This window comes from Dyella tabacisoli, from assembly GCF_003350925.1.
Taxonomy (GTDB): Bacteria; Pseudomonadota; Gammaproteobacteria; order Xanthomonadales; family Rhodanobacteraceae; genus Dyella_C; species Dyella_C tabacisoli.
Map to the genome: position 1 here is coordinate 14,602 of NZ_KZ857180.1, position 26,578 is coordinate 41,179.

Genomic DNA, 26,578 nt, shown 5'->3' on the forward strand with positions numbered 1-26,578 from the left:
TCGTTATCGGCGTCAGGCGTTGATGACGACGGTGTCGGCGAACACGTCATGCAGGCAGCGGCGTTCCGCGCCAAAAATCATCAATGAATCGACAAGATGGATCAGTCCGCCTAGATAGGGGACACCCCCCAGCAGGCTGATCGGCACGATGCGTAAGCCGATGATGCGGCCCAGCCCGATACGGCTGCCGTCGGTACGAACCACCTTGATGCCCAGGATCAGCTTGCCGATGGTCTGGCCGTTTCGATGCAAGAGAACGCAATTGGCCACCGCGATACCCGCCAATAGCAGCAGCCCTGTGACTAGCCCGCCCGCGGATATGTTGGACGTTGCCGCGTAGGGGACCACCGCGAAAAGAAGAATCGTGACGCCTATACCCAGCAGCAATCCATCCAGCAGCGCGGCACCCAGGCGCCGGCCACGACTGGCCTTGCGCGCCTCGATATCCCGTGCCGAAAATCCCTCGACGTCCTCGACCACCGCTTGCGGAGCGGCATACGGATTTACATCCATCGGTTCCTATCCCTTAGATCCTGGCACCCGCCCCCCATGGCGAATGCAGCCGCGAGTATATGAGTGTTCTATCGCGCCTGCATGCGTGCGTGAGCCTAACGGCCCTTCGGCTTGAGCAAGGTGCCGCAGCACTTGGGCGAGCCGCACAGGCACAGCCACAGCTTTTTAAGGCGTGCGGTATGCGGCACGTCAAGCGTAATGCCGTAATCGTAGGTCAGCTCCTCGCCGGGCTTGATCTTGCGGATCGCCTCGATCAGTACCCGGTCCTTGCGCGGATCGCCGCTGGCGCTTTCTTCGATGACCGCACGGCAATTAGGCTCGCAACTGTGGTTGATCCAGCGCGCGCTATTGCCATGCTGATTGGCGTCCACGATGTATTCGTCGTTGAGCGTGAACAAAAAGGTATGCCCCGTCTCGCCGCCGTCGCCGTACAGCTCGTCGGCCTCGTCGTTGGTCACTAAGGTGCCTTTGTACTGAATCACCTGCTCGCCCTTGGCGATGGCGCTAACGGCAAAAACACCATTGCCGTGGATCGGCGAACGGCGAGCAACGATACGTCGGGTCATGAGCTACATAGGTCGGCTGAGAGAGCCGATGATGATGCACGCTATGCATGACGATGGGAACCACGGGGAACGGGGAACGGGGAACGGGGAACGGGGAACGGGGAACGGGGAACGGGGAAAAGCCTAAAAAGCAGAAGCAAAAAAGCAAGAGCAAAAACAAAGAAAAATCAAAAAGAACGCGGATCTGCAATATCCCCTCGAACCTCATGTTCCCCGTTCCCTGTTCCCCGTTCCCCGTTACCTAGCTTTACCTCCGTTCCCCGTTCCCTGCTCTACCCCCCATCCTGTTCCCCGCTCTTCCTCCCTGCTATATTCAAACAATCGTTTGAGGTGATCCATGAAACGAGTACTCCGCTGTATCGCAATGGGCGCACTGGTCGCCGGCCTGGTCGCCTGCGGCCCGCCGCGCAAAAGCGTATTTCCGCCGGCCGTGAGCATTCAGGAAATGAATGTGCGGCCCGATGGGCAATGGCGGCTGACCCTGCGCATCCAGAACAACAGCTATTCCGGCATGGGTTTTCACAGTATCGAGGGCGAGCTGAAAGTGGCCGACGGAGTACCCGTACGTCTGCATCACAGCTTCGATCTGGACATCCCCGCCTTTGCCGGCGACGTCACCCAGATCGACGTGCTGCCCACGACGGAAATGAATCAGGCGCTGAAGGCCGTCGCCGCCAAAGGCAGCGCCGGCTCGCTGCCCTATAGCGTGATCGGCCACAGCAACGCCAAGCCCGAGCAAGAAAAAGAAAACCGCGACTTCGACTTTCACGGCAGCGGCTGGCTCTCGCCGGTGCCGGGTATTTCCAACACTTACCGCTGATCTCCGACCATCTGGCCGCACCCCCATTCCCAAGGAGTTATGTCATGACGCAGTACAAGGCACCGCTCGACGATCTGCGCTTCGCTCTTTACGACGTGCTCGGCGCGGAGGCAACACTGACCGCACTGCAAGGCGGCGATGGGCACACGCGCGACCTGCTCGATGCCGTGCTCGAAGAAGCCGGCAAGCTCAGCGAACAAGTGCTGGCGCCCACTAACGCCAGTGGCGACGAAGAAGGCTGCCATTTCGACAAGGCCACCCAAACAGTAACCACGCCCAAGGGCTTCAAAGAAGCCTTTCGCCAGTTTGCCGAAGGTGGCTGGGCCGGTCTGACGATGGCCGAACACTTCGGCGGCCAGGCGCTGCCGAGTGTGCTGGGTACCGCGACCACCGAGCTGTTCCAGTCCGGCAATTTGTCGTGGAGCCTGTATCCGCTGCTCTCCGAAGGCGCCTGCCACGCGCTGGAACTGCATGGTAACGATTGGCAGCGCGAGCGCTTTTTGAAACCCATCGTCGAAGGCCGCTGGACCGGCACCATGTGCCTCACCGAGCCGCAGGCCGGCTCCGATCTCGGCTTGCTGAAAACCCGCGCCGAACCCACCGCGAACAACACCTACAAAATCACCGGCACCAAGATCTTCATCAGCGCCGGCGAACACGACCTCACCGAGAACATCATTCATCTGGTGCTGGCGCGACTGCCTGATGCCCCTGCAGGCAGCCGTGGCATCTCGCTGTTCATCGTATCCAAGTTCAAGTTGAACGACGATGGCTCGTTGGCTGCACGCAACGCGGTTGCCGCCGGCGCCATCGAGCACAAGATGGGTATCCGCGGCTCGGCTACCTGCGTGATGAATTTCGACGCCGCCGAGGGTTACTTGATCGGCCAGCCGCACAAGGGTCTGGCGGCGATGTTCACCATGATGAATGCCGCCCGCCTCGCGGTCGGCGTGCAAGGTCTGGCACTGTCCGAACGCGCGTTGCAAAACAGTCTCAACTACGCGCGCGAGCGTTTGCAGTCCCGTGCACTGTCGGGCGCAGCCTTCCCCGACAAGCCCGCCGACAACTTGCTGGTACAGCCGGACGTACGGCGAATGCTGCTGACCCAGCGCGCCATCGTGGAAGGTTCACGCGCACTGCTGCTGTATACCGCGCTGCAAACCGATATCGAAGCGCGCGCTACCGATGAAGCCGCACGCAAACAGGCAAGTGAGCTGGTTGCGTTCCTGATCCCCATCGCCAAAGGCGTCGTGACCGAGCTGGCACAGGAAAGCACCAAGGAAGCCCTGCAGATTTACGGCGGTCACGGCTATATCGCCGAAAACGGCATGGAGCAATTCGTCCGCGACGCCCGCATCATCACCTTGTACGAAGGCACCACCGGCATCCAAGCAGCCGACCTGCTGGGCCGTAAAATTCTCCAGTTGCAAGGCGTCGGCCTGAAATATTTCATGCAAGAGATCGCCGCCTTCTGCCAGCAGCACGCCAAGGACGAATCGCTGCGTAGCCTGATTGGCCCACTCGCCACCGCGACCAAACAGTGGGGCGACATGACCCTGCAACTGGCACAGCGCGTGCAGGCCAACCCGGAAGAACTCGGCGCCGCCGCCACCGACTACCTCTACTACTCCGGCTACATCGCGCTCGCTTATATGTGGGCACGCAGCGCCGCGGCCGTTAGCGCCGGCAACCAGACGGCGGCGTTCAAACAGGCCAAGCTCGACACCGCAGGCTTTTATTTCAGCCGCATTCTGCCGCGCTGCCTGACACATCAGGCAGCTATCGAAGCGGGCGTAGGCAGCCTGCCGACAATCATCTGAAACACCGCACTGACTCCCTCCCCTACGTGTAGGGGAGGGTTGGGGAGGGGTTCAATCTTGCGGCAAGGTTCCACCCCCTCCCAACCTCCACCTGCAAGTCCCGAAAAGGGGACTCCCTTCGGTCGCAGGGGAGGAGCAATGAAGCTCGCCATCCTCCGCGTGCGAGGACGGCTGGGAAGGAATCACCAGCTTGCCCGCCTTACATACAGGGTGTAGAACCGGCAACAGTTTCCCCGCAGTCCGGTCAACCGCATGCGCGACACTACTTTCCTGATTCACCTGGCTGAAGACGACGATCGCTTCATCCTCGACCTCACCCCCCGCTTCGTCGATTTCCAGCTACCGCCATGGCGGCGGCGCCACGAATGCATCGAAGGCATCCGCAAAGATCTGCTGCGTCACTTGGAAGACCAGCCCGCCAACAGTTATTTATTCATCGCCAAAGACAGCGACGGCAAGCGCGTGGGCTTTATGCACCTGCAGAAAACCCAAGACTTCTTCACCGGCCGCAGCAACTGCCACATCTCCGACCTGGCCGTAGCCAAAGAACACGAAGGCCGCGGCGTCGGCAAAGCCCTCCTCGCCCACGCCGAAGACTGGGCGCGCGAACACCACTGCCAACTTGTCACCCTGGCCGTCTTTCCCGGCAACGAACGCGCCCGCGCCCTCTACGAAGCCACCGGCTACGAACCCGACCTACTGCGCCTGGCCAAACCGGTTTCGTAAGCCCAACAAAAAATCGCGAGCCTCCAAGCTCGCGGCAAGACCGCACCCCCTCCCAGCCTCCCCTGCTAGCAGGGGGAGGGGCGAAAGCGCAGCGCTCGCTGCTTTTGACGTTGATCTTGATCTTGCTTTTGCTCTTGACCCTGGGGCCCCTGTGCGTCGGTGAGGGTCGGACGACAAGGCCCGCAGGGGCATCGACATGGATGTCGATGCCTTTTCGCCAGGGCAGGAAGCCCTGTCGAAAAGCCCGGCCGACCCTCACGTACCCGAAGGGCGACTCACCGGGGTGGCCTTCTCTTTGGTTACTTTCTCTTGGCCACTCAAGAGAAAGTGACTCGACCACCGGCAGGTGGCCGAAAGCCCGCCGCAGGCGATCAACCTAGCCCCACACACCCAAACAAAAGATCACTACACAGCAGCAACCTGCCGATCCCCAACCGGCCGCACCCGCGCCACAAACCGCAAATAACTCCCCGCCAACACCGGCATCACCAACAAATTAAGCAACGTCGAACTAGCCAACCCACCCAGAATCACCACCGCCATCGGCCCCTCCACCTCACGCCCCGCCTCACCGTTACCCAACGCCAACGGCAACAACCCCAACGCCGTGACCAAGGCCGTCATCAAAATCGGCGTAAGACGTTCGCGCGCACCGCGCAAGACGGTGAAGCGACTCCAGTGCACCCCTTCTTCTTCCACCAGATGCTCGTAATGCGAGATCAGCATGATGGTGTTGCGCGCAGAGATACCAAACAACGTGACAAACCCGACCAGGGCACCGATCGATAACACGCCGCCACTGATCGCAGCGGCAATCACGCCGCCGACCATCGCGAACGGTACGTTAGCGAGAATCAACGCCACGCTGCGCCGATCGGGGAAGGCCATCAACAGCAGCGCAATAATGCCGATCGCCGCCAGCCCGCCATGCAAGAGCAGATCGTGCTGCGCCTGCACGGCACCTTCGGCGGCGCCGGTGAATTCGACGTAGTAGCCGGCCGGCAATTTGACGTTCTTGGCCAGGGCCGCCTGGGCCTGCGCGACAAAGCCAACGACATCGCTCGACGTCGGCGTCACACCGAGTACGAGCCGGCGCCGGCCGCCTTCGTGCAGGACACTGGCGCGGCCATCGACCAGATCGCTGTCGGCTACTTCGGACAACGGCACGCTGCGCCCGGCGGTATTGCGCAATAGCAGCCTGCCGACGGTTTCTGGATCTTGCTGGGTAGCGGCATCCACAGACACGCGCACGGATATCGGCTGCACACCGTCGAACACCTGGCCGGCAATCACACCCTGATGCGCCGCTGCGATGGTGTCGAGCACATCGCTCATACGCAGGCCATAAGCGGCGAGGTGATCCGCGTTTGGCGTAATGCGCATGGTCGGCACGGAGGGCTCGGTAGAAAGTCGCACACTGCCCGAACCCGGCACTTGCTGCAGTACCGGTTTGATTTCGTCGGCAAGCTGATCGAGCGTATCCAGATTGCTGCCGTAAATGCTCACCGACACCGGCGCGGTTTCACCCGACAAAGATTCGCCGATGCGATCGCCAAGAAAGGTAACCACCTCGGCGCTGAGGCCCGGATAAGCCTCCAAGGTGTCTTTGAGGGCTTTTTCGATGCGTATTTCTTCCCGCGCCGGCAAGCCCGGTTTCAGCTCGACGTGAAACTCGCTGCGATTGGGCGGCCAGGTGTCCTGCACCATCTCCGCGCGGCCCACCTGTTGCGACACGCTGGCTACACCAGGAACGGCCAGCACATCGCTGCTGATGCGTTCGCCGAGGCGATTCATCTCGGCAATCGAGGTGCCCGATGGGCCGGTCACTTGCAGTACGAAATGGCCTTCGCGAAATTCCGGCAACAACGAAGCGCCGAAGAACGGCAACGCGGCCACCGCCAGCGCGCCGAGCAAGAGCGCAGCGATCAGCAACACGTTCGCATGCGGCAACAAGCGCGCCAGCAAACGATGCTGCGCCAACTTCATGCGCTTCAACCAGCGTGGCTCGCGATGATGCTGATTTGCACGCAATAGCAACAGACACAGCGCGGGTGTCACGGTCAACGCGACCAATAGCGAAGCGAAGGTGGCGAGTAGAAACGCACCCGCCAGCGGCGCAAAGAAACTGCCCTGCAAACCCGGCAGCAGCAAGATCGGCAGAAACACCAGGCCAACCACCAGGGTCGCCAATACCACCGGCCGGCGCACTTCGATCGAGGCGTCCAGAATCACCGGCAAACGCGGTGCATCGGGGCCCGCCTGGCGCAAGCGACGCATGATGTTTTCGACGTCAATGATCGCGTCATCCACCACCACACCCAGTGCCACGGCGAGGCCGCCCAGGGTCATCGTGTTGATGGTCCAACCGAGCCGCTGCATCACCAGCACCGCGACGGCAAGTGACAACGGAATGCTCATGAACGAGATCAGCGCGGTACGCCAGTTGCGCAAAAACAGGATCAGCACGACCAGCACCAACACGGCACCGAGCAACAGCGCATCGCGCATGTTTTTCAGGGCCACTTCCACAAAGGTCGCCGGGCGATGCAAGTTCGCTACCAGGGTCACACCCTGCTCTTTCAGCATGGGCTTGAGATCGGCCAAGGCGGCTTCGACCGCGCGGGTGACCTCTAACGTGTTCGCACCGTACTGGCTATTGAGCGCGACCAGCACGCCGGGCTTGCCCATGATGCGCGAGTCGCCGAAGGCCGGCGCGGCACGCTCGGCAACCTCGGCGACATCGGCCAGGGTCACGTTGCGACCGGCATGCTGGGTGATGATGGCGCGGCCCAGTTGGGCCGGATCGCGCAGGGTGCCGTCAGCTTCCAATATGACGCGCTGCGCGGGGGTGTCGACATAACCGGCGCCGCGCACGCCATTCGCCGCCGCCGCAGCAAGGCGTACATCTTCCAGGGTGAGGCCAAAGGCCGCGAGCTTGTCGGGGTGCACGATCACTTGCCATTCGCGTACACCGCCGCCAAACACGGTGGCATCGGCAACACCCGATACGGCGAGCAGGCGTGGCTTGATCGTCCAGTCAGCCAGGGCGCGCAAGGCCAGCGGGTCGAGCTTGTCGCTAAGCAGACCGAACTTCAGCAGATCCATGGTCGAGGAGACCATCGGACTCAAGGTCGGTGTCTGCACGCCTTGCGGCAAGCGCGAAGCCGCCTCGGTCACACGTTCGGCCAATAATTGGCGGGCGCGAAACGGATCGCTGCCCTCGTTGAACACGACCGTGATAACGGCCAAGCCCTGAATCGACTGCGAGCGCACCACCGCGACACCGGTGCCGCCGTTCACGGCATTTTCGATCGACTGGGTAACCCGCTGCTCGACCTGCAAGGCGGTGAAGCCCGGCGCCTCGACCTGCACGGTGACCTGTGCCGGCACGAATTCGGGAAAGACGTCGTAGCTGGCGGTGCGCAAATGCTGCACACCAAAAACCAGTAACAAGACAGCAAGCAGGGTGACCCAGACCGGATGTCGCAGCGCGCTGCGAATAATGACGAGCAACATCAGCCTAGTCCCCCGCCGGGGTGCTGTCGGCGGCGGCGGGCACCGGCGCGGCATCTACGGCGATCAAGGTCTCGACACCCTGCGTCACCACTTTCTCGCCGGCCTTGAATGGCGTGCCGACCAGCCAGCCAGCCGGCGTCATCGCCAAGGCTTGTACGGCACGGCGCTCGAAATGAGTAGCATCGGTAACGACGTAGGCCCAGGCCACGCCATTCCAGCGCACCACAGCAGCACGCGGCAGCAAAACGCCCTGCTGCTTGCTTTCGTTTTGCGCCCGCCCATGAAGCTGGGCAGTCAGGATCATGCCCGGCACCAACGACGTCGACGAAGCTTGCAACAACCACGCAGCGCTCACGCCGGAGCTGCTGCGCGGCAACGCTCCCAGCACGCGGGCATCGAGCAACTTCTTTTCGGCCAATTGCAAGGTCGCCGTATCCGCGACAAAGGCCGCTGTTGGCGCACTTAGCGGTTCGCTTTTCAACAACGTCTCGCGCCCTTCGAGCAAGGCGTCGACACGCGTGCGTAAAGCGCCTGCATCGAGTGCGGCGAAACTGCCGCCCCACTCCACGCGCAACTGAGTGCGCGCCTGGCGCAGCTTGGATTGATCGGCAATCGATTGTGTACGTGCCGCCTCCAGCGCCTTACGCGACATGTTGCCGTCGGCGGCCACCAGTGCCTGCGTGCGGGTGTACTCGGCAGCCGATGCATCCGCCGCGGCCTGCGCCGCGACAATGTCGTCGGCCAGCTTGGCCAGCGATGAAGGGTCCAACACCTCGGCGGTCGCAGCTATCGCCGCTGGTGCTTGCGCGCTCTGCAGGGCCGCGGTGGCAAGACCTAGTTTCTCTTGTGCCTCCGCGGTGAGTTCGGTGGCGGCGGCCGACGCGACGATGCACGGCAGCGACAATGCGGCGAATAACGGCGCCCAGCGGCGGAGAGATTGACGAGCCATCAGGGAGAGTCTCCGGGGAGCGCATCTGCAGCGGGCTGCAGTAAGCGGGTTTCATCGTTATCCAGCGGCGTGCGCACGGCATCTTCCAATGCGCCAAGTGCCTGCTGGGATTGATCCCATGCGGTGAGTTGCGCTTGTGCTGCCGTCAGTGCAGCCAGTTGCGCATTCAATACGGCGACACGGTCGTCCTCGCCGTGGGCGTGGCCTAGTTCGGCCTGCCGGGCAAGTCGCTGCGCAGCCTGTTGGCCGCTACGTGCCGCAGCGAGTGCCTGCCGGGTCGCGGCGAACTTTGCGTTGGCGCTATCGATCTCGCTGTCGATACTTGCCTGTACCGCCTCTACATGCCGGCCGGCGGCTTCTCGACGCGCCTCGGCCTCGGCAATCGGGCCCTGGTTTTGATCGAAAATCGGCAGCGTGGCACTGAGATTGAATTGCAGTTTGCGCACGCCATGGTCATAGGTGTAGCCCGGCCCGAGCGAGATCTGCGGATATTGCGCGCGTACCTGCTGATGCAGTTCGGTCTCGCGGCTGTCGTAGTCGACCAGGGCACGCTCCAGATCGACTCGCGACAGTCGTGCACGATCCTCAAGCGCAGCTCGTTGATCGGCCGCCGCAACCACCGGTGTATCGAAATCGTCCCAACGCAGTGCGATGCCGTCCAACGCGTTCGCCGGCACACCGACCGCACGCGCCAGTCGCGCATTCGCATCGGCCAGGCGTTGTGCCGCCGCTGCGGCCTCGTTATGCGATTGCGCCAAGGTCTGCGCAGCCAGCAAGGTTTCGCTTGAAGCGGATTCGCCCAAGGCATGGCGTTGTTGCAAGGCTGCCTGCAATGCCGTCGCCTTCGATACCGATTGTTCGGCTAGCTGTTGTTGACGCCGGGCCAGCAATGTATCGGCCAACGCCGTACGCAAGCTATGGCGCACCGCCCACACCTTTTCGGCGTAATCCAGCCGCGCACCGCGCACACCGGCATCGGCCAACTCGGCACGCAGGCGTCGCCGCAACATGGTGTCGATCAACATATTGGTGCTGATGCCCCACAGCCAGGACGAGCTGCCCGCCTGCGACTGGGTATAGCGCTCCAAGGCGAGACCCACCGTGGGATTAGGTATGGCTTTAGCCGTCCGTACCGCCGCACCGGCTTCGGTCAGGTGGGCGCGCGCTTCGGCCAGATCCGGATTCAGCGCCAGCGCGGCAAGCAACAACTCGGCACGGCCATAAGTGACCGGCGGCCAGTGTTCGCCCGAAGGCAACGCCGCTTGCAAACGTGCGGCAAGCGCCGGGTCATCCAATCGACGCGCCTGCCATTGCGCTTGTGTTGTCGCGGTGTCGATGGGCTTGGGTTGGTACGAGGCGCAACCGCCCAACAACACCGCCATGGCTAGCGGCAGTAGTCCAAGCCGACGACGCCGGGGCCGCGGGGTGGCAATGAGCAAAGCGGAATCAGATGGATGCATAGGCCGCATCTTGCGCGATATCGCTTAGTGCTGCCTTATAACTATGCTTCAGCCAAATGTCATGCGCTCAGCTCTTGCCGAGCTGGTCCAAACGCAAAGTCAGAGCCTCTTTGGTACGCCCCAGCCATTTGGCTACTTCGTCGAGCGCGATGCCGGCTTCAAAAGCCTCCATCAGCAAAAGGTCCTGGGCACGATCCCAGACCTCACTGGCCGGCTTGGTTACCTCGAACTGTGCGCAATGATGCTGCTCTACAGCCAGCTCGACCCAAGGCCCATGTGACGAAGCGAGCACATCGGCGCCTTTTCCGACGTTGACCGAATGTGCGAGCGCATCGGCGGCATGAAACAGCGCGCGGATAACCCGAGTGTCGTTTAAAAGAGGGGCTTCCGGGAGCAACTCGCCGGTGAGCGGATTCTTGCCCTCGGCAAGCGCGAGGAGGATGTCTCGGTCAGAGAGGTACGCAAAATGTGCCATGTAAGCATCCTTGCTGTTGAGTAAGTACCTTCGTCCATGTGTTGGCCGCACGCAGCCAAAGGTATAACGACATGGCGGCCCCCTCTCCGAGGGATACCGCCATGCCTGACGCTTTTAGTTCTTGGTTGCCTTGGCGGCGACCTCAGCCTGCTCGCGCACATCGAGGCGCTGAGCGATGCGATCGATATTGGCCAGCGACAGCAAGTGAGCGTAGATCCAACCGAACACGCCTTCCTTGAGGAATTCGTGGGTGGTCTTCTCGTCGAGCTGGCGCAGCTTTTCCTCGTTGACCACAAACAGGCCATTGAGGTTGATCGACTTGCCGTCTTTCTGCAGTTGGATGTTGCGCGGCTCAAGCAGGTCGTGCTTGCGCAACTGCTCCATGAACCACTGCGTACGGCCGACATGCTGCTGGAACTCGCCAAGGAAGTTCACGGCATTGCTCAGCAACTCGGTGTCGGTGCCGTCTTCCTTGAACAGGCGGTCACCCTCCTCGCTGCCGAAACCCTCATAGGCCTCGTCGAGAAACACGGTGAAATCGTCGCCTTCGACCTGATCGGCCGGCTTCTCGGCCAACACGAACGGATAGCGGCGAACGAAGGCCGGGATATAGATGTTGGCTTCCCACTGGCCATTGGCGTCGACGAACAGGTTCTCGTTCTGACGTAGGCCAAGCAAGGCCATCGGGCCGGCATCTTCGACGCCCTGGCCGGCGAACAAGATCGGCAAGTCACGTGCGGCGGCCGGAAACTCCACCCCAGTCAACGGCACCGAGTGCACGTTGGTGGCGAATTTCAGGCTCGGCACGCCTTTCAGGCGCAGATCTTTGTGTTGGGTACGGTTGAGCGGCACTGGACGCTCGTAGAAAAGGACTTCAGCCACGTTGCTTACCTCTGCCCCGCCGTGCCGGGGTCGCCACCTAAGCTTCCCCTCCCAAACCCGGCGTCGGGTCTACAGATGAACCCGCACTATATCAGCGCTTGTTTACACCCGCGACCACCCCCTCAAAACCGCTATCTGCCAACGTGAACAAGCATTTGCATGCGCCTGGCAGCGCCGGGGTAACTCAAGCCGGGGCAACCCAATACAGCCGGTTGGCCCGCAATGGCCGTCACCAGCCCTATTCCAGTGTTAAGTGTTCTCGTTGATTCGATCCAGGTAGCAGTAGAGCCCCCTCAAGAAGCCGCGCCACTGAAGATAATCTGCACCGTGCCGCCGGTCGGAACGTTACCCGACCGCTGAATGTTGCATTGGGCTATCGATTGCACTTGCGGCTTGCTTGGGGCGTTCACGGGGGCGGGGCAATTGCGCATAGGGTTCGGCGGGTTAGAAGACGTAGTGCACCCCGTGGCTTGCCAGCCATACACACCCGGCACTGGCGCCCAACCCATGATTGATTCATTGGCTATATAGGTAACGTTCGCATTTCCTCCCGCCCCATCGTTCCACTGATTCTGCTGCGTCTGGCCTTTGAATTTGATAGCGATCAGCGCATTGGTGCCGTTGACCCCGCTGATGTCCACGGTCTCGCCAGGCATATTGAGCGTAAATTCGGCCAGATTGGTGCTATTGGGATAGGGATTACTGGCGCCGCCGCAGCCGCGAGCGGTAAAAGTCTTTCCGAAGGCAATATTGCCACTGAAGCTTTTCGAGCCGGAATTGAACGACACAGAACTATTGGCGGGCAGCATAAAGACGCCTTGCGTCGTCGACTGCGCCGGTTGCGGCTTGATTTTCCAGGACGATGGCAATTGACTAATGCTGTTGATGCCAAAGGGGTGAGACGGATTAATGCCAAGCGTAATCATCACCGGATACGAGCGCGATGTCGCGTTAGTGACCTCCAACGTTGTGCCACTGTTGCTCTGCGCCAATGAGCTGGCAGAACACAAGAGGAACCCTGTGCATAGCAACGCTACAAAGTTCGGTGAACTGCTCCATTGACTCCGCATCATAATCCGCCCCCTTTTCCGCAGACATTTTCACGAAAGAGCAGCCACCCACTCCCATTCGTGCACGAATAAGACAAGCTATTTTGTGAAAATGGTGTGAGGAACGATTTCCAATAATAATGTAGGCGGCCGCCAACCAACCTCCTTAATACCTACTTCAGCATTGTGTGGTCATACCGCGCGGCCTTGCCAACAAAAAACTTAATCCACCAAATAGGATTCGATTACCCACTCACCGCATACTGAATGCGGCGGCTGCGTTGACCCAGCTTCGCGGCACCTAAGTTGAACAAAGTCACCCGTGGGGGACGGCAACAGTTGCTTGTCGGAAGCTTGCAGCCACAGCGAAACCCCTAAGTAACTGATGCAAAACACTATCGAACAGGGCCGTTCTGGCCCAAAGGTGAGCAAAACATGTCGCCTAGGTACTGAATTGCATGCGTTTTGCAATGAAATGGGGCTATGCTCGGCAAAATCGCTGCGCTGCTGCATCGCAAGACGCTCTTTCGCTTTCAATGAAGGACGACACATGCTGATGGAAGTGCCTAGCCGGGTCGTCAATCTGCACTCGACCCGGGTGCTATCGCTGGACGCTACCGGCCGCATCCTCGACTGGATCAGCTGGCAAGACGCCGTTTGTCTATACGTTCGCGAGGCGGTCTCCTGGACTCTGGGTGACCCCTGCCTCACCGTGCATGGCGGCCATAACCGCCATAGCGGCGAGCAAAGCCTGCTGCACCTGCATCCGATCGTCGCCAGCACCGGCCATTGCCGCGATCACGCGATCGACCCCGCTCCGGCCCTCACCAATGTCGCCCTGTTCGCCCGCGACCGTTATCTATGCCTGTACTGCGGCGAACGCTTCAGCCGGGGCGAGCTGACTCGCGATCATGTCTTGCCGATCTCCAAGCGCGGCCAGGACGAGTGGGAGAACGTGGTCAGCGCCTGCCTCGCCTGCAATCTGCGCAAGAGCAACCGCACTCCTCAACAGGCCAACATGCCCTTGCTTGCGGTGCCCTACCGGCCGAGCTGGGTGGAGCATTTGATTCTGTCCAACCGCAATATCCTGGCCGATCAGATGGAGTTTCTGGTCAACCATTTGCCACGCGATCGGCGACCGCATATGCGCCTGGTACCGTCTTTGACGTGAATTGCCCAAGGGTTGGCTCAGACTAGCCCTTGCTCCGCCCTGCCGCTGGGCCAACAATATGCGGATGAACGACCTTTCACACTACCCTCACCTGGCGCAGATCGACACGCCGGCCGACCTGCGCCGCATGCCCGACGATCAGCTACCCGCGGTTGCCAATGAGCTGCGCCAGTACCTGATCGAGGCCGTAGCCAGCTCCGGCGGCCATTTTGGGGCTGGCCTGGGCGTGGTGGAGCTGACGGTGGCGCTGCATCACGTCTTCGATACGCCGACTGATCGGCTGGTATGGGATGTCGGCCACCAGTGCTATCCGCACAAGATTCTTACCGGTCGTCGCGAGCGCATCACCACGATCAAGAAGAAGGACGGCCTGGCCCCCTTCCCGCGACGCGAGGAAAGCGAGTACGACACCTTCGGTGTCGGCCACTCCTCGACCTCGATCTCGGCGGCGTTGGGCATGGCCATTGCGGCGCAGCGCAAGAACGATCCACGCAAGGTCGTGGCGGTAATCGGCGATGGCGCGATGACCGCCGGCATGGCGTTCGAGGCGCTCAACCACGGCGGCGATGTCGAGCCGAACATGCTGGTGGTGTTCAACGACAACGGTATGTCGATCAGTGAGAACGTCGGCGCATTGACCAAGATGATGGCCCGCGCCATGGCCAGCCGCACACTGAATGTGTGGCGCGAGCGAGCCAAGCGGGCGATTCCCAAGAAGTCGTTCTTCGGTCGTTTCTTCAAGCGTTGGGAAGAACACGCCAAGGGCATGTTCGTACCCAGCACGCTATTTGAAGAACTCGGCTTTCACTACACCGGCCCGATCGACGGACACAACCTGCCGCAGTTGCTGGCGGCGTTGCGCATGGTCAAAGAACTGCCCGGCCCGCAGTTGCTGCATGTCATTACCACCAAGGGCAAGGGCTATGCCTTGGCCGAACAGGCGCAGATCGAGTACCACGCGGTCGGCCCGTTCGATCCGCAAGCGGGGCTGACAAAAAAGGCCGCGCCGGCCAAACCCAGCTATACCGACATCTTCGGCGACTGGCTGTGCGACATGGCCGCCGCCGACCCGCGCCTGCTGGGCATCACCCCGGCGATGCGCGAAGGCTCCGGCCTGGTACGTTTTTCCAAGGAATATCCGCAACGCTATTTCGATGTGGCGATTGCCGAGCAACACGCGGTGACCCTGGCCGCCGGCATGGCCTGCGAGGGCGCCAAACCGGTGGTGGCGATCTATTCCACCTTTTTGCAACGCGCCTACGACCAGGCGATTCACGACGTGGCGCTGCAGAATCTGGACGTTACTTTCGCGATCGATCGCGCCGGCGTGGTCGGCCCGGACGGCGCCACCCACTCGGGCAGTTTCGATCTCTCGTTCATGCGCTGCCTGCCGAACATGCTGATTATGGCGCCGGCCGATGAAAACGAATGCCGCATGATGCTTAGCACTGGCTTTCAGTATCACGGCCCCGCAGCCGTGCGTTACCCGCGCGGCACCGGCCCAGGCACACCGATCAGCAAGGACCTCGGCACGTTGCCGATCGGCAAGGCCGAACTGCGCCGTCGCGGCCGTGGCCTGGCGATACTTTCGTTTGGCTCGATGCTGGCGCCAGCCACGGTGATCGCCGCCGAAATCGATGCGACCCTGGTCAATATGCGCTTCGTCAAACCACTGGACGAGGCCATGCTATTGGAGCTGGCGAAAACCCACGACGCCTTCGTCACCCTGGAAGACAATGCCATCGCCGGCGGCGCCGGCAGCGGCGTAGCCGAATGCCTGGCGGCCCACGGCGTGGTCAAGCCGATACTTCACCTTGGCCTTCCAGACGTCTATCTGGAACATGGCAGCCGCGAGGAGGTCCTCACCATGGCCGGCCTCGATCTGCCGAGCATCCGCACGGCGATTCAGGCACGTTTCCCGCAATTGACCACAGCGATTGCTCACGCCGGCTAAAGCCTGAAAGGCACCCCCGTTGCGGGGGTGCCTTGTCCATCACTGACTTACTACTTCAAACCGTTGGCCATCGCCTTAATCAGCGTGCCATTCGCATCGTCGCCGCTGAACTCCCACGAGAATGCACCACCCAGCGACTGTGACTTGAGATAAGTCATCTTGCGCTGGATATTGGCCGGGTCGTCGAAGCTCCAGAAGGTGCTGCCGTTGAAGATCCAGTGCGCGCCGGTAGTGGTGTCGTCAAAGGCCGGATAACCCAGATTCATCAGCACTTTGTAGTCTTCGATGCCGGCCTCGTAAGTACCGGGTGCAGCCGTGCTGCTTTGCTGGAACAGGCCGTTGTTGGCGTTGGGCACACTGGCCCAGCCGCGACCGTAAAAGCCGATACCAAGATTGATCTTGGAGGCAGGCATGCCAGCCGCCAGGAAAGCCTGAATCGCATCGTTAGTGTCGTATTGGGCGGCATCGCCGGTCGACGGGTCGCCCAGTGGCTTGTACAGCGCGGAATGGAAGTTGGTTGTCGTTTCCCAGGCACCATGGAAGTCATAAGTCATCACATTGATGAAATCGACCGACGACTGGTACTGCGAGGGTTGCGTCACGCGGATCTTGTCGACACCCGCACCGGCGGCGATGGTAAGCAGCAGGCCCGGACGCACCGCGTCGAGCTGACGACGGAACTCGGCCAGCAAGGCGGTGAAATTCGCCGTATCGGCACTGGTGCCGCAGCTCAGGCCGCAAGCGGCCGGATATTCCCAATCGATGTCGATACCGTCGAACACGCCTGCCGCGGCACCCGCGCCGCCTGCACTGTCGGTCGCCGGCAGATTGCCCTTGATATAGGCATCGATACAAGAGGCCACAAAGGCCTGGCGATTCGCCGGCTGCGCCGCGCTGGCGAAACCGCGCGACCAGGTCCAACCGCCGAGCGAGATCAATACCTTCAGCCCCGGATGCTTGGCTTTAAGTTGCTTGAGCTGGTTCCAGTTGCCGCGCAACGGCTGATTCCATACATCGGCCGTACCGTCCACGCTGTCGGCCGAGCCGTAGGACTTGGTGTAGTCGGCGTAAGCGTCGCCACCTGCACCGGTGTTGGGATCGGCAGGCTGAGTCACGCCTACTTCGCAAACGTTGTTGCGCACGTTGCCGAAGGCATAGTTGATATGCGTAAGCACCGCGGCCGAACCACTGGTCTCGATGTTCTTCACCTGATAGTTGCGGGCATAGATGCCCCACTGCGTGAAGTAACCCAGCACCCGCGCCGATGAAGTACCGCCGGTGGAGGTCTTGGCCGTAATCGCCGAACTCTGTGCGGATGCATTGCCGGCATTGTCGCGCGCACGCACCGTGTAGCTATAGCTGGTGTTGGCACTCAAGCCGGTATCGGTGTAGCTGGTGGTGGTGCTCGAACCGACCAGGCTGCCGCCGCGATAGATGTCGTAACCGGCCACGCCGCTGCCACCCGCGTTATCCGTCGAGGCCGCCCACGATAGCGAGATCGTGCTCGATGTCTGCGCGGTGGAAACCAGGCCTTGCGGCACACTGGGCGGCGTGGTGTCCGCGCTGGTCTTGGCGGTGATCGCCGTGCTCTGCGCCGAAGCATTGCCCGCCACGTCGCGTGCACGCACGGTATAGCTATAGCTGGTGTTGGAGCTGAGGCCGCTATCGGTGTAGCTGGTGGCGGTACTCGAACCGACCAGGTTGCCGCCACGATAGATGTCGTAGCCGGCCACACCGCTGCCACCGGGGTTGTCGGTCGAAGCCGTCCACGACAACGAAATACTGCTCGATGTCTGCGCGGTGGAAGCCAAACCCTGCGGCACGCTGGGCGGCGTGGTGTCGCCGGAAGTGGACACCGTGATATTCACATTTGCCGAAGCTCCGGTGAGGCCGCCATTGTCGGTCGCCACGGCTTTCAGCGTGTAGTTGCCAGCCTGCACATTGCTCCAGGTCACCGTATAGGGCGAGGCTGTAGCGACACCGAGCGAGGCTGTACCGTTGAAAAACTCAACCTTGGTAACCGTGCCGTCGCTGTCTTGCGCTGCCGCGCTGATAACAATATTGGCCCCGGCGGTGAAGGTGGCGCCGTTAGCCGGTGCGGTAATGCTGGCTGTCGGCGGCTGATTGGGGCCGGTGCTGCAACCGCCCTGGTCCTGATACCAGCCACAGCTAGGACAGTAATCGGGTGGTGTATTCCAGATCGAGGTGAGCGCTTGGTACAAATGGTTTTTGTAGACCATGTGATCGCCCGCGCTGTAAATCGCGGTAGCGCTCCAGGCGGCCACACCGGCACAGTTCGCGCTTTGCGCCTGGGCCGGATTACTCCATAAGGTCATCGGCACGAGTGCCAACATCAATAACAGTCTCAACAGGATGCGCATGACTTAACTCCAGTGATCGAGTGAAGTTCGAATAGCCGGATAGCGCTTCACTGGAGATGCGGCAGCCTCACCCGCCTCAGATGACTGAGTGCGGACATAGGTCTGTCTTATGGAAACATCCCCACTGGTTTTCGACCCCCGGCCCCAACCGGGTACACCCATCGATCGCCAGCCCAACGATGACGCCCTCACCAGCTCCCGCCAGTACTGGCACCCCGATAGCCGTTTAATCCGCAGGCTTCAGACGCGTCAGTAGCGGCACCATGCTCGCCTCATGACAACGTTGTCAATCCGAGACTCGGCAGTTTGCGTTTTGCCGCACATTTGGATCGATGGAAGCGATGCGCTATCACGCGCCCTTCACTTTGGCGCATGGTTAAAGGCATGCCAAACCCTCCTCCGAGGAGGAAGGCTGCGTGCTTATAAACGACCGCCGCTGACGCGATCGCGACCTTCAAGGTCCAGCGCGGTGAAAACATCGCGGTAGCCTTGTGCGTTCAACAGCTCGCGCACCGCGGGGCCTTGATTCCAGCCATGCTCCAGCAAGAGCCAGCCATCGGGATTGAGATGCTCGCGAGCTGCCTCGACGATATGCCGGATGGCATCCAGGCCGTCGTGGCCGGATGCGAGCGCGGTCACCGGCTCGAAGCGTAAATCGCCCTGGCCCAGATGCGGATCGCCGGCTTCGATATAAGGCGGATTGGAAACGATCAGCGCAAAACGCTGGCCCGACAACGGTGTCAGCCAGTCGCCTTGCTTGAACCTGATATTGGCGATATCGAATCGCTCGGCATTGCGTTGCGCCACCGCCAACGCCTCGCCGCTGGCATCGGTAGCGGTCACCTGCATACGGGGACGCTCATGCGCAATGGCCAAGGCAATCGCACCGCTGCCAGTACCCAGGTCGACCACACGCAGGGGTTGATCCTCAGGCAGTCGCTTCAACGCCAACTCCACCAGCAATTCGGTTTCCGGGCGTGGAATCAACGTGGCTGGCGTGACCTCCAGCTCCAGCGTCCAGAAACCGCGGCGGCCGGTGATGTAGGCCACCGGCTCGCCGGCGGCGCGGCGCTCGACCAACGCCGCATAGGCTTCATCCATCCGTGGTTCGAGTACATCGTTGGCGTGTGCGATCAACCAGCTACGCGGCTTGCCTACGACATGGGCCAGCAGCACTTCGGCATCGACCCGCTCATCGAGCCGCTTACTGGCCGCAGCAAGGGCCTGGTGCAGCTCAGTCATGCGATGTCTCCTCAGCAGGCAGCACTACTTTTGGCTCACGGCGACGCCAATAACCATCGCGTGTCCAGGCTTCAAAACCCCAACGCAGCCAACCGATCAGCGCATTCGCCAGCCACAACGCCCAAGCCAGCATGGCGATCTTGTAAGCCCACAGCGACACACTGAAGACACCTCCGCGCGGCAGCGCCGTAGCGATCTGGTCGGCAAACCAGTTCAGATCCCAGGCACTGGAACGATTGCCGGCCACATGCATATTGGGCAAGCCGAGCAAGCCCTCGGGCACCGCGGAAATCAGCACCGCCAAAGCCAGCAAGGTCATCGCCGCCAGGCCGATTTGCAGCAGGTTGAAACCGACCCGGCCCAACCGCGCCGGTGGTGTACCCCGCGCACGCAAGCCGAGCAAAATCAACCACACCACGACCAGCGCGTAAGCCGTCCAGGCAAAAGCGGAAAAGCCCAGCCCCAACAGCAGCCAATGATGAAAACGTAGCGGGGTCGGCGCATAACGCGCAAGCAACCAGGCGGCCAGCAGCAACACGATCAGTTGCGACCAATACAACACGGCCGGTCCAGCGGTCGGTCCCCAGGTCCACAAGACCCAGCGATCGGTCGGCAGCTTCAGGCTCAAGTCGATATTCGCCGCCGTGGCGTTCAATGCGAACTGCGAGGTATAGGTGCGTATAGCGACGCCCTGTGGTTCGCGCACGCGTAACTCGTAGCGATGCAGGCCAGGCAACAGAGGCAGGCTGAGTTTGCCGTCGCGCACGGCGAGGCTGATCGTGTCGCCGTCACGGCTGGCTTGCAGCAATTCGGCTCCGGCCGGCAACGTGATCGGATGCTCGCCGCCACGGGTGCTGCGAACATTCAATCGCAAACGGGTTTCGGTGGCACGATCACCCACCGTGCTATCGACCAGCACGCTATCGAAGGCAAGGCTGGCGCCCGCCGCCGCCTTGGGCCGACTGATCGCAAGCTTCAGACTTTCGCCTGGCAGCGGCTGGAAGCGCAGGCCATCGTCGCTGTCGCTGGCGGGTACGCCTTGTGCATCGACATGCCAGATCGGCGCGACGTGCAGCTCCCACACTTCGGCATGCTCGCTGAGCGCAGGCGCTTTCAATACCAGCGCGCTGGCCTGCCCTTGGTCGGTGTGATCGAGCCGACTGCTCCAGCTCACTTCCGACTGCCCCGCATTGAAGGTGACGCCGATATGGCCGTCTTGTACGCGGACGTTGTCGCCCAACGGATGCTCGCCGGGCAGCAAGGGCAGCTCCAGGCTGAAACCGCCGTCGAGCGGGGCGATGCGCTCGACGGTGTTCTCTACTGTCCAGTCCACACCCAGCACCAGGCTTCGAGTCAGCCGTATATACGGCGGAAAGGTTTGCACCAGCGAATCGGCGGCTTTATTGCCCACCGCCACGCGCACGCGATTGAGCGCAATGCTGTCGCCCAACGGGCGCCCGGCATCGACGCCGTCGAGTGACCAGCCCTGGCCGCTGAACGTGATGCGCTGCGGCCGCTGCGCAAAATGCAGGCTGGCGGTATCCACCGCCCCGGCCTGGTAGCGCAAGGCGACGCGATGCACGCCCCGATCCAGCCGCACCAGCACTTGCTCGTCCAGGCGTGTCAGCGGCGCATCGGCACGACCATCCACGCTGACGCTGAGCAAGCGCAGCCCTTCATCGACCTGCGGCAGCGCCAAGGCCACCGGTGCGCCGATATGTGCCTCCAGCTCCAAACCGACCGTATCGCCACTGGCCTGCACATTGGCCTGTGCCACGGCGGCGCAGGTGGGCGCGCACTTGGGAGCTTCGGTCAGTCGCGTACGCAACTGATTGAGCAGGCTATCGCTGGGCATGCTCTGCGCTTGTGCGCCGTGTGGCAGCAAGGCCAGCGCCAGGAGTACCGCACTGGCACTGCCGATACGCCAACCAGGCGAACGGGGATGGGATGGCCGCAGCAAGCCCAACACGATCTTGCCAAGCAGCACGATCAACAACCCCAGCATCAATACACGCAACAGACGCACCAGCCACGCCGGGGCAATCACCAAGCGCGAGCTTTGCTCGGCCGTCACCGGGCCGGACCAGCCGAGCCGATAGTTGTTGCCGGTATTCCAGGTAGGCATACCGCCGCCGGCCTGGATCACGCTATGGATGTCCGTTTGCTGGGAGACCGATTGCGCCGAAGAGATTCGCGAACCGGTGACCACCACGGATGACAGCGCACTTGCCTGACGGCGCTCGCCAACTAACGCAAATGACTGCATTTTCGAACTGTTGGCGTAATAACCACCCGCAGGTGCCGCTGCCATCGCTTGTGCCGGTGGCGCTGATGGTGCCGGCGGCGGCGGTGGTGGTGTCGGCATGGCTCGCGGCTCTGGCGCATTGGCCTCCTCCACCGCATCCGCAACGGGAACAACCTCTTGCTTGGCTTTCAGCCCACCGATCAACCCGACCTCCAGTGAGCCATGCGTGACCGCACCTTCCAACTGCGGATGCAGCGCATAGTTCATTTGCGCCGCGGCAAACGGCAGCGTCCACAGCACGGTCAGCGCCAACATGGCCGCCGCACCGATGCGCGCGGTCAAGCGCAAGCGGCCTTCTGGCAAGGCACGCAGCAGCAGAGCCAAGGCCAGGGCTACCCCGAGTGTCCAGCGCGGCGCGCCGGACTCATGCTGGGATAGCGCCAGAAAACCCACTGCCAGCAATGCCCATGGCCAGCCAAGCAGGCGTCCGGCCAGCAACGCGATCAGGGCGACGATGAAAAGATCGAGCAGACTCCATTGCGCGATCCACGAATCCGGCGAGCGATCGGCACCGCTGGCGCCGATCAACCGATAACCAAAAGGCAGATGCAAGGTCGCATTGATGCTTTCCAACGGTAGCTGCCAGCCAGCGCTGGGAATCGCCCCGCCGCGCTCGGGCAGACGCATGCCCGCATTGAGATCCAGTTGCGGCTCGCGTAACTCGACGCCGCTTTGGCCTGCACTACCCACGGTAACCAGTAGTGGCGTATCCGCTTGTGCGGCGCGCTGCAATTGCCATGGCGCAGCGACATCCAGCCGCTGGCGATGGCGCAGCGTGCCGCTGAGATGGTCGGCGACACTGAAGCCACGGCCATCGAAATCCAACCAGAGTTGTCGCTGCAACCTCACCTGATCGCTTTGACCGCCTTCGCCGCCACGCGCGCCCTGCTCGATGCTGAGGCCCGAGCTATCGTCCAGCGCAAAAGCCGGCGACTCGCGCCAATCCTCCGGCACTCCCGCCTGGGCAGCATCGGTCGCCTGGCCTTGCACATGCGTACTGCGCAGGGCGGCATTATCGACGTAGCTCCAGATCTCCTGGCGTGGCCATGGCTCGGCGGGCAACGACAGCGATATCTTGCTTAGCAGCTCGGTACTGCGGGCGCTCAAGTGCACGGTCCACTGTCCCGGCCGCAACTGCACGCGCAAGCGACCGTCGCTTTCCAGCCGCGCCGGCAAATCACCTTGTAGCGAAGTGGCGATAAAACCTTTCGGCAATGCCGGCCCCAATAACTGTTCGCGCGCACTGCCAGTGACATTGAGCTGTAGCTGGGTTTCCAGCAGCGCCGGCAATCCATCCTTCAAGTTGCGATACACCCGCAGCGATAACGCATCGGCAACGCGTTGCGCAGCCGCCGCCTCGCCCAGGGCGAGTTGATCGTCATTACGCTCGATGCGGCTGACGACAGCGCCATCCAAATTCAACGCGACCAGGCCAATAGTCGTCGGTACACGCAACTGCGCTGGCCGCTCGTCCCACGGCAGACTGCCATGCAGGGTGTAGTCCCCCGGCTCAAGCCACAGCATCGGCTCGTCGTTACGGTTCAGTACCGGCAGGGGTTTGTTATTGACGCTGACCTGTTGCGGCCAACTGTACTCATCGCCGGGCAAGGCCACCCAACTGGCGGCATCCACATGCACGTCGAGGCTGAAACGACCACCGTCCTTGCCCGCATCCAGCGTTAAACGGCCCGGCCATGCACACTGATAACTGCCGGCACCTGGGGATTGGTTAGCGAGAAAAGGGCATGCGTGTTGCGGTTCGTCGTGCAGCACCCAACCCTGCCAGTCGCGCAAATTCGGCGGAATATCCTGTGCCGACAACGGCGCGGCGACCAACAGCAGACCCAGTAACCAAGCCCAACGGTGATGCATGCGTTTCTCCCTATGCCCCGAAGGGGACACCGCAGTGTAGATGGAAGTGGACCGACAAAGCGCCACCCATGACGCGGCGCAGCAATCCGCCCAAACACCCATAAAAAACGCCGGACGGCTTGCACCGTCCGGCGTGGCTTCTCGCCCCAATTAATCGGTGCCTTTAGCGAAGAATCGCCGCCGGATCCTGCTTGGCCTTGAGTGCGGCGCATAGCAAGGTTGCTTCGCTGGTCTGCGCAAGACCGCGCTCAGCACCCGTAACGTCTTTCAAACGTGGCTTGAAGAAGGCCTGCAGACGATCGGCATCGGCCGTGGAACAACCACCACCACCCATCATGCTGGGCAGGCGACCGCCGGCGAAGCTGCCGGTACGCGCGACGATCTTGTCGTAGTTGGCTACCGACCACTGCCACATCGCATCGCGCCCGGCCTGAGTATCGCGACCGCCACGCAACAGCGCAGCCATTTCGCCGACCTTCACCTCTTTGCTCAAGGCGTAGTCGCGCACACGACCCGCATCGGCGCCTTCTTTCACCGCGGAAAGACCGGCAAGCATGGCATTGCGCTGCGCCGGATCGCTGGTCTTGGGCAATTCGGCAATCAACGCATCCACCGCCGGTTTACCGTGCTCTTGCACAGCCACGCCGAGCGCGGCACCGAGCAGATCGGAATCGGCCGCCGCCAGATCCAGCCGGCCATCCGCCTTCGGCTTGAGCGCGGCATCGCCCTGCTTGAGCAGTTCAGCGCGCGCTTCAGGCAGTTTGTAGTCCAACGCCAGGCTTTCAGCCAAGGCATTGCGCATCAGCGAATCACCATCGGCCTCGCCCGCTTTGCGGTGGTAGCCAAGCTGCTGAAGCTGCGGCAGATAGGCGTCTTTCACCCACTGCTCGATACGGGCGCGCTGGGCATCGGTCGTGGCCAGGTTGTGATAGATCCAATCCACCTGATGGAACGGCGCGGTCGCCACTTCACGGGTCTTGGACGCGGCTAACGGCTTCAACGCGGCGAGTGCTTCGGCCGCATTCAACTCACCGTGATTGAACCCCGCGCTTACCCCATCGGCATAAGCCAACTGCTCGGCATCGCTGAGCTTGCCGGCTTGTTTGCCGAGACCGTCGAGGTCGGCGCGATTCACACTGAAACGGTAATAGCCGCTGGCATTCGCATTGGGCATGACCCAGGTCGGCTTGCTGGCGCCTTCGAGCACCATCGAGCCCTGCGCCTTGTCGAGCAGTTCACAACTGATCTTGTTGCCGTCGGCGGTGCCGTAGCGAACGCAGACCGGCACGCCCCACACCCGTTTGTCGTCACCGCTGCTGCCGGTCGGCAAATAACGGCTCTGACTCAGATGCAGCACGGTCTTGCCGCCTTCCTGGCTCAGCTTGGTCTGCACATAAGGCACACCGGACTGATTGAGGAAGCTCTTGAACGCGCGCTGGAAATCCTCGCCCTTACCGGCCGCCTTGGCGATCGAGGCGACCAGGTCGTTGGCGGTGGCGTTGCCGAACTGGTGGTCGTGGATATAAGCGCGCATACCTTTCTGGAAGGTGGCCTCACCCACATAACCCTCGAACATCCCCAATACGCTGGCACCCTTTTGATAGGTGATGCCGTCGAACGCGGTCTCGATATCGCCGTTACCGGTGATCTCCTGGCGGATTTTGCGCGCGCTGACCAGGCTGTCGTTATTCATCGCCCCCTGGGCACCGCGTACGCGGTCGAGATCGGCGCGGTATTCGGGATGCACTTTCTCGGTAACCTTCTGCTGCATCCAGGTGGCGAATGCTTCGTTGAGCCACAGGTCGTCCCACCAGCCCATAGTCACCGTGTCGCCGGTCCACTGGTGCGCCAGCTCGTGCGCGTTGACGTTGAACGAGCCGCGCACGTAGTTCGCAGCGGAATCTTTATCCAACAGCAGCAACCAGTCGCGGAAAGTCACCAGACCGGCGTTTTCCATCGCACCGGCGGAGAAATCCGGGGCCGCGAGCAGATCGAGTTTGTCGAATGGATAGCCGAAGCCGTAGTAGTTCTCCAGCGTATGGATGATGGTCGGCGTTTCGCTCAACACATGCTCCATCCGATGGCCTTCGCCCTTGGCCGCGATACCACGCAAATCGGTGGCCTGGGTGCGGAATTCGGTCGGCGAAATGCTCGGCCCCTTCACCACGTCCCACGGGCCGACGCCGAAGGCGACCAGATAGGTCGGCAATGGCTGGGTGCGCGCGAAGGTCAGGGTCTTCCAGCCTTGGTCGGCCGGATCTTCTTTCACCTGCTTGGTATTGGCGATGCCGACATCGTCGCTGGGAATGGTCAGGCGCAGGTCGAACGGCGTCTTGAACGAAGGCTCATCGAAACCGGGGAAGGCAAAACGCGCGCTGATCGGCTCCATCTGCGTCATCGCATACGGCTGCCCTTCGTGGCTGACGCCATAGAGGCCCTGCAGTTGCTGGTTGAGCGGCGCGCTGTAATCGATCGCGACCGTTAGCTGCTGCGGCACCAGCTTGCCGCCGAGGTCGATGCGCACTACGCCTTCCTTCGGCGCCACCTCGACATATTTGCCTGCATGCGCCTTGCCGGCGGCATCGGTAATGGTCACTTTGGAGACTTTCAGCTCACGGCCATGCAGCCAGATATGGTCGGAAGCCTGAGCCAGTTTCAGCTTGATCGTGGTGGTACCGGTGAAATCCTTTTGCTTCGGATCGACCTTGAAATCCAACTGGTAGGACTCGGGCATCGCCCAGCGCGGCAACTTGCCTTGCGGCTGGTCGGACGGAGCGGCGGCGAAGGCCGCGCCACAGCAGGCGGCGAGTGCGGTGAGCACAAGAGGACGAACGAAGCGATGCATGGAAGTTCCCCAACGGTACGGACAAACACCCA

Annotated in this window: 17 protein-coding genes; 5 read left to right on the top strand and 12 right to left on the bottom strand. The window is 61.8% G+C overall.

Annotation, left to right across the window (positions count from 1 at the left end):
• Positions 1 to 12: 12 nt before the first annotated feature.
• Both DVJ77_RS16275 and DVJ77_RS16280 read right to left on the bottom strand, forming a co-directional pair.
• A complete protein-coding gene (locus DVJ77_RS16275) occupies positions 13 to 513 on the bottom strand; it encodes an RDD family protein (RefSeq protein ID WP_114846583.1) in 501 nt (166 codons plus the stop codon).
• A 95-nt stretch (positions 514 to 608) separates the two neighbouring features.
• Positions 609 to 1,079, bottom strand: a complete 471-nt coding sequence (locus DVJ77_RS16280; RefSeq protein ID WP_114846584.1) for an SET domain-containing protein — start codon at positions 1,077 to 1,079, stop codon at positions 609 to 611.
• Positions 1,080 to 1,416: 337 nt separating this feature from the next.
• On the opposite strand from DVJ77_RS16280, the gene DVJ77_RS16285 reads away from it, so the two are divergent.
• The 3 genes from DVJ77_RS16285 to DVJ77_RS16295 all read left to right on the top strand — a co-directional run bounded on the left by DVJ77_RS16285 (position 1,417) and on the right by DVJ77_RS16295 (position 4,445).
• Positions 1,417 to 1,899 (top strand): hypothetical protein, encoded by a 483-nt coding sequence (locus tag DVJ77_RS16285; protein ID WP_114846585.1) that lies wholly within the window; start codon positions 1,417 to 1,419, stop codon positions 1,897 to 1,899.
• A gap of 44 nt (positions 1,900 to 1,943) precedes the next feature.
• The gene (locus DVJ77_RS16290) at positions 1,944 to 3,719 is read left to right on the top strand and encodes an acyl-CoA dehydrogenase C-terminal domain-containing protein (RefSeq protein ID WP_114846586.1); all 1,776 of its coding nucleotides are present in this window, start codon (positions 1,944 to 1,946) and stop codon (positions 3,717 to 3,719) included.
• A gap of 252 nt (positions 3,720 to 3,971) precedes the next feature.
• Positions 3,972 to 4,445 (top strand): GNAT family N-acetyltransferase, encoded by a 474-nt coding sequence (locus tag DVJ77_RS16295; protein WP_114846587.1) that lies wholly within the window; start codon positions 3,972 to 3,974, stop codon positions 4,443 to 4,445.
• A 405-nt stretch (positions 4,446 to 4,850) separates the two neighbouring features.
• On the opposite strand, the gene DVJ77_RS16300 is transcribed toward DVJ77_RS16295, so the two are convergent.
• From DVJ77_RS16300 to DVJ77_RS16325, 6 genes are all read right to left on the bottom strand, one after another.
• Entirely contained in the window at positions 4,851 to 7,961 is a 3,111-nt protein-coding gene (locus DVJ77_RS16300; protein WP_114846588.1) for an efflux RND transporter permease subunit, read from the bottom strand.
• Between the two features lie 4 nt (positions 7,962 to 7,965).
• On the bottom strand, positions 7,966 to 8,910 hold the full coding sequence (locus DVJ77_RS16305; RefSeq protein WP_114846589.1) for an efflux RND transporter periplasmic adaptor subunit: 945 nt from the start codon (positions 8,908 to 8,910) through the stop codon (positions 7,966 to 7,968).
• A complete protein-coding gene (locus tag DVJ77_RS16310) occupies positions 8,910 to 10,370 on the bottom strand; it encodes a TolC family protein (RefSeq protein WP_162791529.1) in 1,461 nt (486 codons plus the stop codon). Before DVJ77_RS16310 ends, DVJ77_RS16305 begins: the two co-directional genes overlap by 1 nt.
• A gap of 67 nt (positions 10,371 to 10,437) precedes the next feature.
• Positions 10,438 to 10,845 (bottom strand): hypothetical protein, encoded by a 408-nt coding sequence (locus tag DVJ77_RS16315; protein WP_114846591.1) that lies wholly within the window; start codon positions 10,843 to 10,845, stop codon positions 10,438 to 10,440.
• Positions 10,846 to 10,959: 114 nt separating this feature from the next.
• A complete protein-coding gene (locus DVJ77_RS16320; RefSeq protein WP_114846592.1) occupies positions 10,960 to 11,727 on the bottom strand; it encodes a SapC family protein in 768 nt (255 codons plus the stop codon).
• A 293-nt stretch (positions 11,728 to 12,020) separates the two neighbouring features.
• Complete coding sequence (locus DVJ77_RS16325) at positions 12,021 to 12,737, bottom strand: hypothetical protein (RefSeq protein ID WP_162791530.1); 717 nt, start codon at positions 12,735 to 12,737, stop codon at positions 12,021 to 12,023.
• 589 nt (positions 12,738 to 13,326) lie between these two features.
• On the opposite strand from DVJ77_RS16325, the gene DVJ77_RS16330 reads away from it, so the two are divergent.
• The gene (locus DVJ77_RS16330; RefSeq protein ID WP_114846594.1) at positions 13,327 to 13,947 is read left to right on the top strand and encodes an HNH endonuclease; all 621 of its coding nucleotides are present in this window, start codon (positions 13,327 to 13,329) and stop codon (positions 13,945 to 13,947) included.
• Between the two features lie 64 nt (positions 13,948 to 14,011).
• Entirely contained in the window at positions 14,012 to 15,901 is a 1,890-nt protein-coding gene (dxs, locus tag DVJ77_RS16335) for a 1-deoxy-D-xylulose-5-phosphate synthase (protein ID WP_114846595.1), read from the top strand.
• A gap of 50 nt (positions 15,902 to 15,951) precedes the next feature.
• Here the strand turns inward: dxs and DVJ77_RS16340 are convergent, their stop codons facing one another.
• From DVJ77_RS16340 to DVJ77_RS16355, 4 genes are all read right to left on the bottom strand, one after another.
• Positions 15,952 to 18,282, bottom strand: a complete 2,331-nt coding sequence (locus DVJ77_RS16340; RefSeq protein ID WP_191983711.1) for a glycosyl hydrolase family 18 protein — start codon at positions 18,280 to 18,282, stop codon at positions 15,952 to 15,954.
• 420 nt (positions 18,283 to 18,702) lie between these two features.
• Positions 18,703 to 19,524, bottom strand: a complete 822-nt coding sequence (prmC, locus tag DVJ77_RS16345; RefSeq protein ID WP_114846596.1) for a peptide chain release factor N(5)-glutamine methyltransferase — start codon at positions 19,522 to 19,524, stop codon at positions 18,703 to 18,705.
• Entirely contained in the window at positions 19,517 to 23,701 is a 4,185-nt protein-coding gene (locus DVJ77_RS16350) for a hypothetical protein (protein ID WP_114846597.1), read from the bottom strand. The genes prmC and DVJ77_RS16350 overlap by 8 nt, the downstream gene beginning before the upstream one ends.
• 163 nt (positions 23,702 to 23,864) lie before the next feature.
• Positions 23,865 to 26,546 (bottom strand): M1 family metallopeptidase, encoded by a 2,682-nt coding sequence (locus DVJ77_RS16355; RefSeq protein WP_114846598.1) that lies wholly within the window; start codon positions 26,544 to 26,546, stop codon positions 23,865 to 23,867.
• Positions 26,547 to 26,578: the final 32 nt, after the last annotated feature.

Excerpts from the sequence above, each read along its gene's own strand:
- DVJ77_RS16275 (WP_114846583.1), bottom strand. The coding sequence starts at position 513 with ATGGATGTAAATCCGTATGCCGCTCCGCAAGCGGTGGTCGAGGACGTC.
- DVJ77_RS16280 (WP_114846584.1), bottom strand. The coding sequence starts at position 1,079 with ATGACCCGACGTATCGTTGCTCGCCGTTCGCCGATCCACGGCAATGGT.
- DVJ77_RS16285 (WP_114846585.1), top strand. The coding sequence starts at position 1,417 with ATGAAACGAGTACTCCGCTGTATCGCAATGGGCGCACTGGTCGCCGGC.
- DVJ77_RS16290 (WP_114846586.1), top strand. The coding sequence starts at position 1,944 with ATGACGCAGTACAAGGCACCGCTCGACGATCTGCGCTTCGCTCTTTAC.
- DVJ77_RS16295 (WP_114846587.1), top strand. The coding sequence starts at position 3,972 with ATGCGCGACACTACTTTCCTGATTCACCTGGCTGAAGACGACGATCGC.
- DVJ77_RS16300 (WP_114846588.1), bottom strand. The coding sequence starts at position 7,961 with ATGTTGCTCGTCATTATTCGCAGCGCGCTGCGACATCCGGTCTGGGTC.
- DVJ77_RS16305 (WP_114846589.1), bottom strand. The coding sequence starts at position 8,910 with ATGGCTCGTCAATCTCTCCGCCGCTGGGCGCCGTTATTCGCCGCATTG.
- DVJ77_RS16310 (WP_162791529.1), bottom strand. The coding sequence starts at position 10,370 with ATGCATCCATCTGATTCCGCTTTGCTCATTGCCACCCCGCGGCCCCGG.
- DVJ77_RS16315 (WP_114846591.1), bottom strand. The coding sequence starts at position 10,845 with ATGGCACATTTTGCGTACCTCTCTGACCGAGACATCCTCCTCGCGCTT.
- DVJ77_RS16330 (WP_114846594.1), top strand. The coding sequence starts at position 13,327 with ATGCTGATGGAAGTGCCTAGCCGGGTCGTCAATCTGCACTCGACCCGG.
- dxs (WP_114846595.1), top strand. The coding sequence starts at position 14,012 with ATGAACGACCTTTCACACTACCCTCACCTGGCGCAGATCGACACGCCG.
- DVJ77_RS16340 (WP_191983711.1), bottom strand. The coding sequence starts at position 18,282 with ATGCGCATCCTGTTGAGACTGTTATTGATGTTGGCACTCGTGCCGATG.
- prmC (WP_114846596.1), bottom strand. The coding sequence starts at position 19,524 with ATGACTGAGCTGCACCAGGCCCTTGCTGCGGCCAGTAAGCGGCTCGAT.
- DVJ77_RS16350 (WP_114846597.1), bottom strand. The coding sequence starts at position 23,701 with ATGCATCACCGTTGGGCTTGGTTACTGGGTCTGCTGTTGGTCGCCGCG.
- DVJ77_RS16355 (WP_114846598.1), bottom strand. The coding sequence starts at position 26,546 with ATGCATCGCTTCGTTCGTCCTCTTGTGCTCACCGCACTCGCCGCCTGC.